Annotated in this window: 9 protein-coding genes; 6 read left to right on the top strand and 3 right to left on the bottom strand. The window is 53.9% G+C overall.

The genetic code is table 11. The features are described 5' to 3' along the window. Positions 1–249 precede the first annotated feature (249 nt). Genes EPE01S_RS08360 through EPE01S_RS08350 form a run of 3 tightly spaced genes read right to left on the bottom strand, consistent with a single transcriptional unit; the run spans position 250 to position 5,086 of the window. Complete coding sequence (locus EPE01S_RS08360; RefSeq protein ID WP_062744179.1) at positions 250–2,412, bottom strand: peptidase domain-containing ABC transporter; 2,163 nt, start codon at positions 2,410–2,412, stop codon at positions 250–252. 21 nt (positions 2,413–2,433) lie between these two features. Then, complete coding sequence (locus EPE01S_RS08355; protein WP_062744178.1) at positions 2,434–3,693, bottom strand: HlyD family secretion protein; 1,260 nt, start codon at positions 3,691–3,693, stop codon at positions 2,434–2,436. Continuing rightward, complete coding sequence (locus EPE01S_RS08350; RefSeq protein ID WP_255210140.1) at positions 3,686–5,086, bottom strand: TolC family outer membrane protein; 1,401 nt, start codon at positions 5,084–5,086, stop codon at positions 3,686–3,688. The genes EPE01S_RS08355 and EPE01S_RS08350 overlap by 8 nt, the downstream gene beginning before the upstream one ends. A 721-nt stretch (positions 5,087–5,807) precedes the next feature. Here EPE01S_RS08350 and EPE01S_RS08340 point away from each other — a divergent pair. The 6 genes from EPE01S_RS08340 to pncC all read left to right on the top strand — a co-directional run bounded on the left by EPE01S_RS08340 (position 5,808) and on the right by pncC (position 13,223). Further along, entirely contained in the window at positions 5,808–8,501 is a 2,694-nt protein-coding gene (locus EPE01S_RS08340; protein ID WP_062744176.1) for a DUF2339 domain-containing protein, read from the top strand. Then, the gene (locus tag EPE01S_RS08335; protein WP_062744175.1) at positions 8,491–9,864 is read left to right on the top strand and encodes a DUF3999 family protein; all 1,374 of its coding nucleotides are present in this window, start codon (positions 8,491–8,493) and stop codon (positions 9,862–9,864) included. The genes EPE01S_RS08340 and EPE01S_RS08335 overlap by 11 nt, the downstream gene beginning before the upstream one ends. A 231-nt stretch (positions 9,865–10,095) precedes the next feature. Beyond that, entirely contained in the window at positions 10,096–10,530 is a 435-nt protein-coding gene (locus EPE01S_RS08330) for an RcnB family protein (protein WP_062744174.1), read from the top strand. A 144-nt stretch (positions 10,531–10,674) separates the two neighbouring features. Then, the gene (mltB, locus tag EPE01S_RS08325) at positions 10,675–11,754 is read left to right on the top strand and encodes a lytic murein transglycosylase B (RefSeq protein WP_062744173.1); all 1,080 of its coding nucleotides are present in this window, start codon (positions 10,675–10,677) and stop codon (positions 11,752–11,754) included. A 97-nt stretch (positions 11,755–11,851) separates the two neighbouring features. Then, complete coding sequence (gene tam, locus EPE01S_RS08320; RefSeq protein ID WP_062744172.1) at positions 11,852–12,625, top strand: trans-aconitate 2-methyltransferase; 774 nt, start codon at positions 11,852–11,854, stop codon at positions 12,623–12,625. Between the two features lie 103 nt (positions 12,626–12,728). Continuing rightward, entirely contained in the window at positions 12,729–13,223 is a 495-nt protein-coding gene (pncC, locus tag EPE01S_RS08315) for a nicotinamide-nucleotide amidase (protein ID WP_062744171.1), read from the top strand. Positions 13,224–13,231 lie beyond the last annotated feature (8 nt).

Below are 13,231 nucleotides of genomic sequence, written 5' to 3'. Positions count from 1 at the left end.
GTAGCGCGACGGGCATCAGGACATTTTTCTGCCGCTATATTATCTCAGCGGGCAATCCTCTGTCACAGGTAAAAGTTGAAGACGCTGCGCAAACTTCGCTTGCCGTAGCCTGCCAGAGGCGATGCAGAGTGGATAAGGCCATATCTGGCATCCTCCAGCTTTGGACTGCATTTTTTTCAAAAATCAGATGGCATTGGAATTCATTCGATGGAGTCATATCTGCCCACAGAATGGGCAGCACGGGTAAGATTAATTGATTTGCAAGACAGGCTGGGAAGCCGCCATCACATGCATAAAATCCTCCTTTGTGATCACTGTGGCACCCTGGCGGTTGATATTCATGATCCTGTCTGCACTCAGGATTGTTTCGGGTCTGTGTGCAATAATGATGCGAGTGATATTCATCTGTTTTATCGCTGTATTGATAGCGCTTTCTCTGGCAACGTCAAGATGACTTGTGGCCTCATCCAGGATTAAAATGCGTGGGTTGCGGTAGAGTGCACGAGCGAGGATGACGCGCTGTATTTGCCCACCGGACAGTGATGACCCCATGTCACCGACCATACTGTTATATCCCATCGGCATGGACATAATGTCACCGTGAATTTGTGCTACACGAGCGGCCCGCTCGACCTGCTCTCTGTCGAGGTCAGCGTCAAAAAAGCTGATATTATCCATTATCGAGCCGGCGAAAAGCATGTCGTTTTGCATCACGCTGCCAATCAGATCGCGGTAATGGGCCATACCGAGCTGCGTATGATCAATACCATTAACGCAAATCGTCCCCGCGACGGGTTTAAGTAAGCCTAATAATAATTTTGCCAGCGTGGTTTTCCCCTGCCCGGATGGGCCAATGATGGCCACTGATTCACCGGCTTTAATCGCCAGATTGAAGTCAGTGAAAATATCAGCATCCGTGCTGGAATAACGAAAAGTAAGCGCGTTAATATCCAGACTCATCGACCCCTCTTTATCCGGCAGGGCGACGTTACTTGCCATGTTCGGTTCTTTTTCGGTCAGCACGATATCAGCGAGACGTTCGCCGTGCAGACGAAGCATTCGAAAATCAATTAACGCGTTAATGAGCCCACCAGAACGCGAGATAAACTGGTCAGAAAAAGAGATGAACGCCACCAGCATACCGCTGGTGAAGTTGCCATCCAGCACCTGTATAGCGGCCAGCCATATCAGCACAATTTTACCGATACCTGAAATACTGGCCTGTAACGTGCTGAAGCCAATGGAGAGTTTTTGTATGCTAATTCCCTTATTGGTCGATTCCACTGTTTCATTGGTATAAGTGGAGACGCGTAAATCCTGTTTATTGTTAAGCTTTATCGCCTGTACACCGCGGATAGATTCCAGCAGTTGCGACTGCACAACGGCTGACGCCATCAGTTGATCTTCATTGGCGCTACGGAAAGGCTCAAAGGAAATCCAGCGTATCAAGGCATACAGCAGGAACAGGCCTATGACCACAAAGGTAAGAGTGGCGTTGTAGGTAAAAATCACGCCCAGAGTGACCAGCGCCATCACGCCATCGAAGATGGAGGAGATAAACCGGCCTGTTAGCGTGCTTTGAATATTCGAGAGGGAGCCAAAGCGAGACAAAATATCTCCAACGTGACGCTCCTCAAAATAGTGCATTGGCAGCCCAAGCAAGTGTGCACAAAGGTTACTTGACCACTGTACGCTTAACAGACTGGAAAACCACGTAGTCACCCAACTGCGCAAAGCCGAAACCAGATTCTGAAAGAGCGTGATGCAGATAAAGGACACCCCGAGTAGCGTAAGCAGTTCACGATCCGTAGAGACCAGAACCTGATCGATAACCCACTGCATATAAAACGGTGTAATGATGCCGAAAAATTCCAGCGCCAGAGATAAACATGCCACCTGAAAGAAGGCTGAACCAATCCCGGAAACGTTGCGGATTAGGTTGAGCATCGAAATGCTTTTCTTTTCGTTTTTCTTCTCAAATGTTGCTGCCGGAAAGAGCTCCAGCGCTATTCCTGTAAAAGAAGTTGAGACTTCATCCATGGGGACTTTACGTACCCCGCGAGCGGGGTCGTGAATAATAAGTTTGTTTTTTTCAATGCGTTTCAGGACGACAAAATGGTTCATTTCCCAGTGCAAAACACAGGGCATCGAGAGTTGATGCAACTCATCCAGGTCAAGACGCAATGCACGGCTACCCATGCCCAGACTCTGTGCAACAGACATCACATCAGCCAGTGTGCTGCCTTTCAGCGATGCTGGAAATCGCTGGCGTAATGACACCATGTCAATCTGATGACCGTAATAGCTGGCAATCATCCCGACGCAGGTCAGCCCACACTCCGCCGCCTGTGTCTGACGCAGTACCGATAGCTTAGGGCGAAATGACAAATGAAGTTTGTGAAATAAATCCATGATAAACCTGATAATTAATAATTATATTGATGTCATCTTGCCCAGCGCATTGAGCGGTTCAAGAACCCATTGATAAATGCGGCGTTTGTCGACAATAAAATCGGCTTCCAGGCCACTACCGGCCCTCAGGCTGACTTCTTTGCCATATGCCTGCACTGTCTGGTGATCGACGGCGACCTTGACCTGGTACATCGGCTCCTGGACCTGACTGTCACCAGTGATGGTGGATATTTCCTGGGGTGACAGCGCCGACGTGGAAATGTCCTTCACTGTGCCGTATTGCTGACCAAATGTTTGCCACGGGAAAGACTGATAGCGCAGTACGACTCGCTGGCCGGGACGGATAAAGCCCACCGCCCGACTGCTTAACATGATGCGAGCCTGTAAATGCGCATTGTCAGGCAAGATGATGGCCAGCGTTTGGCCGGCGGAAACAATCTGCCCTTGCTTGACCAGCACGGCACTGACCGTGCCCCTTTCAGGCGTGCGGAGATCGACCGATCGGCGCGACTCGTTTTCCATCATCGATTGCGCAATTTCCGAAAGTTTTTGTTGAATATCGTTCTTTTGCTGGGAGTAGGTGATGGGCTGTTCGCGCAGCTGTTGGCGTGCCTGCGACAGCTGCTGTCGGACATCAATCCTCTGTCGTGCCACATCCTGAAGACGCACGCTGGCATCCAGCATGTCGTTCTGCTGCTTCTCGACCTCAGTATTCGACGCATAGCCTTCCGCACGCATCGCTCTGGCTTTATCCAGCTGTTTTTTTGCCAGCCCTATCTGCTCTGTGCGCTGTCGGTAAATCGTGTCCAGTTCCACGGACTGCTGCTGTAAAAGACTTGCTTTTTCCTGCAACGATTTCAGGGTTTCCGCATTTAATTGCTCAAGATTGCTTAACTGCTGTTTCAGCCCCTCTTGCTGCAGATCCAACTGGCGGGCGATGGCTTCACGTGTCTGACCAAATCGTGTGGAGATTTCCGATGAGATGGAGGCGACCTGGGCGCCTTTTTCTAAACGATCGCCCTCATGGGCGGGAAGGGTAATGACCGTGCCTGCCGTCATGGCAGTAATGGTCATCATGCCATTTTCCGGTACCAGCACACCTTTAGCCGTTTCACGTTTGGTATAGCTGCCAAAAATGCAAAACGTAATGAGCACTGCGACTAAGGCACACACCAGGGTGATAATCAGCCAGCGAAACGGTGGACAATAAAGTGCCACCGAACCCAGTACTTTGGTCTTTTTCGCCTCCAGCGCTTCCTGGCGAAATAAGTCATTATTCATAAGTAATATCCCTGTTGATGATGAAGGGCTCCCTGCAGTTGAAGCTTTCCATCGCGGCATAATCCAGCGCACCGGTGGCTGACTTTAATTTGACGATGGACTGGATGAGGTTGTTACGGGCCTGAGCCAGTTGCTGAATCGCCTGGTAATAATCTTTCTCTGCATTGAACTCGTCGATCAGCGTGCGCTGGCCGATTTCCCGTCCATATTGTGTCGAGGAGAGGCGTTTCCTGGCGGAAATAATCGCCCGTTCATAGGCTTTAATTCGCGACTGACTGCTCTTCACTCCGGATACCGCCTGCAGAGCCTGCTGTGCCGCTTTACGGCGCGCTTCTGTTACGAGATCTTTACTTTCTTCAAAGCGGTGCGCGGCCTCTATGCTTTGAGATATCTGGCTGCCTCCTGAAAATATAGGAATGGATACATTGACACCTACGACGGTGTTATCGGTTTTAGATGTAGTGCCAAATAATGAGTCGAGGAAGTTTGCATTTTCAGCACGGTTCCAGTTTTTACCGTAACTGGCCTGAAAAGTGACTACCGGGAGATAATTCGATGAGCTGGAAATAATATCGACTTCACTGCCTTTCTGCGTCTGAATCGCAGCCAGGACATCCAGATTATTTGATACCGCATCACGTGCGATCTGCTCTGTTTTCAACGGTACTTTCACGCTGACGCAGCTCAGGCTTTTGTCGGGAATACCTTCGGCATCTAACCCTGTTAACTGATGAAAGGCGATATAGGCATCGTCGAGATCGTTCTCTGAGGACAATTTATCAGCGACAGCTGTGTCATAGTTAGCCTGTGCTTCATCTTCATCCAGTCTTGTGCTATCGCCTAATGCCAGTGCCTTCTGAACCTGTTTGAGCCTGGCAGCAAAGGCGGTCAGAATTCTCTGGTTGGTCTGCAACACATTGCGCTGATAGTCAACATTGTAAAATGCTGTTGTCACATCTGAAATTAATTTTTGCTGAGAAAGCAGCAGCTTAACATCTGCCGCATTGCTGATGACCAGGCTTTTTCGCCAGGAGGCATACTTAGCAACATCAATAATGGGTTGGGTAAGATTAACGCTGTAATTGTGGCGGGTGACCCCGGCAGAATAAGTCGCATCCGGCTGGTCGGTCTTATTCCATCCCCCCTGAAGCGTGACTACCGGCAACAGCCCCGCAAATCCCTGATACTTCTTCTGCTGTACTGCTGCATGCAGACTTCGGGCCGCTTTCATTTCGGCGTTATAACTGTTTGCTGCAATTAATGATTCCTGAAGAGACAGGGCGCAGACAGACGTCGAGAGAAGACATCCTGGTAACAATAGTAAGGTTGTTTTGATCAAAATGGCGTTCCTGTGAATATCCATAATCAGAAAAATGCCTGTTGTTGTAATCATCCTGATAGCTCATTCCCACTCCTGAGATTGAGTTTTTACTGCATCTTATTTTTTTAAAAATAGCACGGTGTTTTTGTGTCTGTTTCTGTCAGGGATATCCCTGATGATTTAAATTGATTCCCCGCTCTTCAGTGGTTAATGCGCCACGTATTGCTGATGTCGCATTGTGGTGACTTTTTAATTCTACGGATTATAGTCAGTGTTCATCAGGGTTTTTAGATCGCTAAAGAGTGTTTAATCAATGTTGCGAAAAGTGAACGTAATACTACGCTTTAACGTCCTTTTTTAATTGCAGTAATATTCATATCGGTTAAGGTTTCATGGTAATGGCTTGCCTTTTTTAACTTATTAACTCATGATTTTTCAACTTCATTTTCCAGAAAGTTATCATTAATTCCCGAAGTGTTAATAAGGATAGCGGTTTTATTTCTCGCCGCGCATTTTAACAGTTTCGTCTTATAATTAAAATAATATGGAAAGAAATCGTCATTTCCCAGATCCCTTTTGAACTCAGCGAGAGTGACCAGGGACTGTGAGGTAATCATTACAGGGGGAGGTGGCGTGTCATTGCGGCTGCGGATTGCCAGTGTCATGTAATAAGGCGTTAATTTCCCCGGGAGAAGATTTTTTTCTGCGCTCAGGGCAGCTCCGCTGAATTTTGCAGTGGTTTATGAGATTTCATGTCAATATGTAACTCTTATTTTACCTACGGGACGTTGGCATGGATGATCTTCTGATAGCAGCCGGGTTGATAGCCATACTGGTGCTGGTGGTGATGCCGGTCATGATCTTTATTGCATTGTCACGCAGTAAGCGTAATGAACGCGAGCTGACGCAGCTTAAAAAGACCGTGCTCACCCTGCAGCAACAGCTGGCAAAATGGCAGCGGGGCGAAACGCGGTCCGCAGGCAGTGAGAACGCGGCCAGTGAACGGACGGACAGGACCCGCGCTCCGGAAGTGTTAACCGCTGCGCCAGCCGTCAGCCTCAGCACACAGCCTGCTCCGGCGACAGTAAAGGCGCCTGCTTCTGCACCGGCAACCGCTGCGCCGCCGCCGCGAGTTAAGCCGCAGCCTGATATGTTCACCGGTCTGCTGTCTGGCCTGCTGGCCTGGTTTATGAAGGGTAACCCGCTGGCGAAGCTTGGCGTGCTGCTGATGTTCTTCGGTCTGGCGTATCTGCTGAAATATACGGTTGAGCGCGATATGCTGCCGATTGAGCTGCGCCTGGCCGGAGCGGCACTGGCCAGTCTGGCAATGCTGGGACTGGGCTGGCGGCTGAGGGCTAAACAGTCGCTCTATGCATTAATTTTGCAGGGCGGGGCAGTCGGCGCACTTTATATCACTGTGTTTGGCGCTTTCCGGCTTTATGCCCTGTTGCCGCATCTGCTGGCGTTTGCCCTGATGCTGGTGATCTGTGCGGCCAGTGTCGGACTTGCCGTCCTGCAGCGAGCCCTGAGCCTGGCGATGCTGGCCAGCATTGGCGGCTATCTCTCCCCCCTCCTGCTGTCGACCGGAGGCGGCAGTCACATTGCGCTCTTCTCTTATTATCTGCTGCTGTCGCTCGGTATTCTGGCCATCACCGTCTGGCAGCCGTGGCGTCCGCTCAACCTGCTGGGCTTTGCCTTCTCCTTTGGGGTGGCGGGCCTCTGGGGGCTCAACGGCTATCAGCCAGAGTATTATCTGAGCTGCCAGCTGTTTCTCATCGCCAATATCGTCATTTTCGGCGTGCTGTCGCTGGGACTCTCGCTGCGCGGTCAGGTGAAGGGGGAAAAGGTCATCGATGGTGTGCTGCTCTTCGGCCCTCCGCTGATCGGTTTTGGCATGCAGTATCACATTACGCAGCACTGGGCGTTTGGACCGGCGTTTTCTGCGCTGGGCTTTGGCCTGGCATATCTGTTGCTGGCATGGGTCGGGCTGCGTCGCTACCCGTCACTGGGGCGCCAGCTGGCGGTGGCGGGTCTGGCGCTGGGGGCCGTGTTTACTACCCTGGCGATCCCGCTGGCGCTCTCCGCACAGTGGACGTCAATGGCCTGGGCGCTGGAAGGGCTGGGCATTTTGTGGCTGGGCCATACTCAGCGGCAGTCGCGTGTCAGCTACAGCGGTACCGGACTGCTGCTGCTGGCGCTGGGTTCTGCGCTGATGGCCAGCTATAACGGTATCACCTCACTCTCATTCAGCCTGATTTTTGCCGTACTGGCCCTGACATGGCTGGGGGCGGCCTGGCTGTGGCGCAGCGTTAACCTGATGGTGTCACGCACGCTGCTGGGTGGCGGCACGCTGTTCTGGCTGGCCGCGCTGTGTGGTGCGGTCTCCGCCAGCCCACTTTATGACACGGATCTCCTGTTTGTGCTGTTGGCACTGATCACCCTCTCTGCGCTGGTGTGGCATCAGGCCAGTCGCCGTCTTGCCTGGACGGATCTCGGATACCTGCCGTGGCTGCTATGGATCGCCATGCTGCTTGCCCTGCTGTATCAGCAGCTGATCGATAACGCCCTGCTGGCAGCAGGCTGGATGAATCTGGTCTGGCTGCCGGTGCTGGGCGCGGCTTACCGCTTGTTGAAACGGGAACAGGGCAGAGTCAGACCGGCCTACCTGGAGAAGGGGCTGCATTTATCCCTGTTCTGGATGCTGTTGTCCACCTGGGCCGAGGTCTGGCGTGTGACGGATACGCTGCCATGGGGCATGGACGAATGGCGCATGTCTGCGCTGATGGTGTTTATTGCAGCCATTATCCTGCTGACGCTGTGGGCGCTGCGCCGTGGCCTGTGGCCGTTCGCGGCTTTCCCGCGGTTGTATCCGTCGCTCGGGCTGTTGCCGCTGGCACCCTGTGCACTGATCGTGCTGCTGCTGGGTAATCTGCACGATGGTGTGATGATCGACTGGCGCTACCTGCCGCTGATCAATCCCCTGGAAGAAGGGGCTCTGATGCTGATGTTTGCCCTGCTATTCTGGGGCCGGCAACTGCGCGGGCAGTTTGCGGCAGCCCTGCCCGGTGGCGATCTTGCCCTGCGTCTTGGCGCGATTGCGCTGCTGTTCTGGTGGGGCAATGGTCTGGTGATGCGCATTCTGTCGTACTACGCCGGGATCGCCTGGCAGGCCGATGCGCTCTGGTCGTCGCGCCTGGTGCAGACGACCTTTACGCTTCTGTGGATGCTGACTGCACTGCTGACGATGCTGTGGTCAACCCGCTACCGCCATCGTCAGGCCTGGTTCGGGGGCGCAGCCCTGCTTGTGGTGGTCATTATTAAACTGATGCTGGTGGACAGCGCACACGGCGGAGGGCTGGCGCGTGCGGTGGGCTTTATTGGCGTGGCGGTTCTGGTACTGATTGCCGGATATTTCTCGCCGCTGCCGCCGAAAAACGGACATCAAAAAGAGGCGGTCACCGCCACTGAGGGAAAAGATGAACAATAAATTAAGCCAGGCCTTATTGCTGGTTACGCTATGTCTGACGGCCGGCGCAGCAGCGAACGCGAACGAGGTGCCAAAGGATTATGCTTACGGCCTGCCGTTGATGACCCCGGGGGCAGAGCCCTTTTACCGGGTAAAACTGCCGGAAGAGGTCTATCAGCAAACGGCCTGGCCCGATATGCGTGACCTGCGGGTGTTTAACAGTCAGGGAGTAACGGTGCCTTTTGCCCTCTATTCAACGGAGATAAGCGAAAACAAAACGAAGAGCTGGCCATTGCGTGTTTTTCCCATGGCCAGCCAGCCGCGTCAGACAAGCGAAGGTGCACAGGTAACCCTGAAATCGGCCAGCGGCATTGAGGTTACGCTGCCCGTTGAGGGGGAAAAACCGCTGGGCCGCAGCCTGCTGCTGGAAGTACCGCAGGAGGAGGAGGGCATTTCCCCCAGGTTGAGTGGATTGAAACTGACCTGGGAACGTTTGCCGCAGAACTGGCAGGCGCGGATCAGTGTATTCTACAGCAGCGATTTGAAAGACTGGGAGGCCGTGACGGATGACACTCCGCTGATGGATTTGACCTCCGGGGACAGCAGACTGTTGCTGGATACGGTCGATTTCAACGTCGAACGGGGCCTTCGCTCGCGCTATCTGATGCTGGTATTTAAGGATGATGCCCAGCCGGAGAATCTTAACCTCAGTGCCGTCACGGGCATTGAGGCCGTGGCAAACCCGGTTCAGCACTTTATCAGTCTGACGCCGTCAGTTAAGGCTGTCTCAGCAAGCGAAGCGGAATACAGCTGGCCCACTCCCCAGCCTCTGATCCGACTGAAGATTACGCCCGCCCAGACTAATGCCGTATTACCGCTGCAGATAGCGTATCGCAGCACCGCGGAGGGTGTCTGGCAGCCGCTGGCTGACCAGGTGGTCTACAGCCTGGGAGAAAACGCCTCCGCGCCGCTTATTCTTCAGGGCACGTTAATCCAGGCCATACGCGTAAAAGGGGTTCACCAGCAGTGGAGCGGAACGCCACCGCTGGTAAGTGCGGAACGTGAAGTGCGTAAGCTGGTGTTTAACGCGCAGGGCAGCGCACCTTATATGCTGGTCTGGGGCAATAAGAACGCCGGAACACAGGCGATCAGTCTGGATCAGCTGATACCGCAGGAGACCCATCCATGGTTGAGCCTGCCTGATGCCGGTCAGGAGGGAATACAGACGCTGGGGGGCCGGGAACGTTTAACCGCGACCTCTGAAACAGAAAAAAGCGCACTCTGGCAGAAAGGGCTGCTCTGGGCGCTGTTGATTATCGGTGCGGGTGGGCTGGTGGTGCTGGCACTGAAGGTCTGGCGCGAGGTACAGCGTCAGCCAAAATAGCCGGAACAGGGGGGAAGGGAGCGCAGGTCATGTTTATTAACAATAATTCCTTCAATCCCTTAGCTACATCATCTTATTATCTCAGGTAACTGTGCCGGAACCATCTCATCCTCAGGCCCTCTAAGACTTACCGGGCGTGAATGGAACCGGCTTATTGTTGATTATCGTCGTATTGATGTACGTTGATTTTGCAGCGGATCGCTGCCAGATAGCCTAAATTTTGGAGAAAATATGCGTAAGTTGAAAGTGGTATTCTGTTCAGCGCTCTTCTCGGCTGCGGCGTTATCCTGTGTCCCTGCCGCCTGGGCGGAAGGTGAGCAGAGCGCAGATGCGGCCCATGAAGTGCAGGCGCCTGCCGTTCAGACCCCGGAAAGTCAGAACTCACTGGCGCAGGATCCTCAGGCTGCTGCCCCGCAGGCTAACCCTGCCGATCCTTACGATCTGCAATACTTCTTCGCTGACTTTAAGCGTTTTGCTATTGGTGACGTGGTGCCCGATCTCTACCGCAGCAAAAAATATGAAATTGTGCAGTGGAAGGTGCGCCATCTGCCCGCTCCGGAAGCCGACAGTCACTGGACCTACATGGGCGGTAACTATGTGCTGATCACCAATGCTGACGGCAAAATTCTGCAGGCGAAGCAGGGTGAAATCTACTACAAACGATAATTCAGTGCCCCCGTCCCCTCTCGCGTCAGGCAGAGGGGATTTTCATGGCTATCCTTCCTCACTTTTAGTAAATCCGCTTAACTCCTCACCATCAATGCTTTACCATCTGTTTCTGAAAAATTTAAACGGTTATATGGATATCTGATGCGTTATCTGGCTTTGTTCCTCCCTGTCCTCGCATTACTCACCGCCTGTAGCAGCCAGCCGAAGTCGGCGCCGGCTGAACCGCATGGCAATCCGTTTAAAGGCAACGGCGGGTTCCTGCTGGAACCGTCGCACAGCGGTACGGTACTGGGGGGCGATTTCGCCAATAACCCGGCGGCCAATGCATTTATCGACAAAATGGTGCAAAAGCACGGTTTTGAACGCGACCAGCTGCATAATGTGCTGGCGCAGGCGAAAAATCTCGACTGGATTGTCCGCCTGATGGATCGCCAGGCCCCGTCGACGACGGCTCAGGGCCCGACCGGCCCTAACGGCGCATGGATCCGTTATCGCAGTAAGTTTATTACCCCGGATAACGTACAGAACGGCGTGGCATTCTGGAATCAGTACCAGGATGCGCTGCAGCGTGCGGAAAAAACCTATGGCGTACCGCCGGAAATTATTGTGGGTATTATCGGCGTGGAAACCCGCTGGGGCCGCGTAATGGGCAAAACACGCATTCTTGATGCGCTGGCGACGCTGTCATTTAACTATCCGCGCCGCGCTGAGTACTTCAGCGGTGAGCTGGAAACCTTCCTGTTGATGGCCCGTGAAGAAGATGATGATCCGCTCGATCTGCGCGGCTCATTTGCCGGGGCAATGGGTTACGGCCAGTTTATGCCATCGGCGTTTAAACAGTATGCTGTGGACTTCAACGGTGACGGACATATTAATCTGTGGGATCCGGTGGATGCGATTGGCAGCGTGGCGCACTATTTCCAGGCACACGGCTGGCTGACCAACGGAACCGTAGCGGTAGAGGCCACTGGCCAGGCTCCGGGGCTGGAGAGCGGCTTTAAAACCCGCTACACCGCAGGCCAACTGGCCGCAGCCGGACTGTCACCGGTTATCCCGCTGGATCACAATCAGCAGGTCAGCCTGCTGAAGTTTGATATGGGTAAGAGCTATAAGTACTGGTACGGGCTGCCTAATTTCTACGCTATCACCCGCTATAACCACAGCAATCATTATGCGATGGCCGTGTGGCAGCTGGGGCTGGCCGTGAAGCAGGCGCGTTAAATCGCGTCTGGATTGTTGCAGCCAGAGTGTTATTTATCGCCGGGGCAGCCAGGTTTACAGGAGATCGGGCTGCCACTGCTTATCTGAGCGAGGAATAATGAAAGACTGGAATCCCGATCTTTACCGTCAGTTCGAAGCCGAACGCACACGCCCGGCGCAGGAACTTCTCCAGCGCATCACATGTCCTTCCCCTTCTTACGTTACCGACCTTGGCTGTGGCCCGGGTAACAGTACCGAATTACTTCACCGGCGCTGGCCTGAGGCGCAGATTACCGGGCTGGACAGTTCGCGGGCGATGCTCGAACAGGCTCGTGCGCGTCTGCCGGACTGTGGGTTTCACGAGGCGGATATTCGTCACTGGCTGGCGACTCCCCCTCAGGAGGTGATCTTCGCTAATGCCTCTCTGCAGTGGCTGAACGATCATCCGGTCCTGCTACCCCGCCTGGCATCTCAGCTTGCTACCGGTGGCGTACTGGCCATTCAGATGCCGGATAACCTTGATGAGCCGAGCCATCGTCTGATGCGTAACGTGGCACAGCGTCCTGAGTGGCGTGGTAAAATCGACCCGAAGGCGTCGTCGCGTGCGTCTCTGCTGTCAACAGAACAGTACTATGACCTGCTGACAGCCGCAGGCTGCCGGGTCGATATCTGGCGGACCACCTACTATCATGTCATGCCCTCGCCGCAGGCCATTATTGACTGGCTGCGGGCGACCGGGTTGCGCCCCTATCTCGCCGCGCTGGATGAGGCTGAACAGGCTGTATGGCTGACAGACTATCTGGCAGAGATCGCACTGGCGTATCCGCGACGGCAGGATGGCAACCTGCTGCTGGCCTTCCCGCGTTTATTTATGGTGGCAGAGAAAGTCTGACGGAAAATCGCCATGACAGGCCGCAAAAACGGCTTTTGACGCCGTCTGAACCAGTGAAAAGTGCTACTCTTTTGCTCTGGAACATCGGTAAGGGGAGAGCCATATGACCGATTACGAATTACTGCAGTTGAGCATGCGCGTGGGTGAACGTCTGCGGGCCCATCAGGCCTGCGTAACCACTGCCGAGTCCTGCACCGGGGGCTGGATTGCAAAAGTGCTGACGGATGTTGCCGGCAGTTCGGCCTGGTTTCAGCGCGGCTTTGTGACCTACAGCAATGATGCCAAGCAGCAGATGATCGGGGTGTCGGATGCCTCACTGGCCCACTTCGGGGCGGTGAGTGAAGAGGTGGTGCGTGAGATGGCGCTGGGCGCGCTGCGTGAAGCCGGTGCGCAGTATGCGATCTCGGTCAGCGGCATTGCCGGGCCGGATGGCGGCAGCGAGGGAAAACCCGTCGGCACCGTCTGGTTTGGATTTGCCGCAGAAAGCGGTGAAGCACTGACCCTGGTGCAGCGCTTCAGCGGTGACCGCGAGGCCGTACGCCGTCAGGCCACGGCCTGGGCGCTGCAAACCCTGCTCGATCACTTTCTCAAAAATTAAACTTGATA

Source organism: Erwinia persicina NBRC 102418 (genome assembly GCF_001571305.1).
Classification (GTDB): Bacteria; Pseudomonadota; Gammaproteobacteria; order Enterobacterales; family Enterobacteriaceae; genus Erwinia; species Erwinia persicina.
Note: the sequence above shows the minus strand (reverse complement) of the source record. Positions and strands in the feature narration are given on the sequence as shown.

Excerpts from the sequence above, each read along its gene's own strand:
- EPE01S_RS08360 (WP_062744179.1), bottom strand. The coding sequence starts at position 2,412 with ATGGATTTATTTCACAAACTTCATTTGTCATTTCGCCCTAAGCTATCG.
- EPE01S_RS08355 (WP_062744178.1), bottom strand. The coding sequence starts at position 3,693 with ATGAATAATGACTTATTTCGCCAGGAAGCGCTGGAGGCGAAAAAGACC.
- EPE01S_RS08350 (WP_255210140.1), bottom strand. The coding sequence starts at position 5,086 with ATGATTACAACAACAGGCATTTTTCTGATTATGGATATTCACAGGAAC.
- EPE01S_RS08340 (WP_062744176.1), top strand. The coding sequence starts at position 5,808 with ATGGATGATCTTCTGATAGCAGCCGGGTTGATAGCCATACTGGTGCTG.
- EPE01S_RS08335 (WP_062744175.1), top strand. The coding sequence starts at position 8,491 with ATGAACAATAAATTAAGCCAGGCCTTATTGCTGGTTACGCTATGTCTG.
- EPE01S_RS08330 (WP_062744174.1), top strand. The coding sequence starts at position 10,096 with ATGCGTAAGTTGAAAGTGGTATTCTGTTCAGCGCTCTTCTCGGCTGCG.
- mltB (WP_062744173.1), top strand. The coding sequence starts at position 10,675 with ATGCGTTATCTGGCTTTGTTCCTCCCTGTCCTCGCATTACTCACCGCC.
- tam (WP_062744172.1), top strand. The coding sequence starts at position 11,852 with ATGAAAGACTGGAATCCCGATCTTTACCGTCAGTTCGAAGCCGAACGC.
- pncC (WP_062744171.1), top strand. The coding sequence starts at position 12,729 with ATGACCGATTACGAATTACTGCAGTTGAGCATGCGCGTGGGTGAACGT.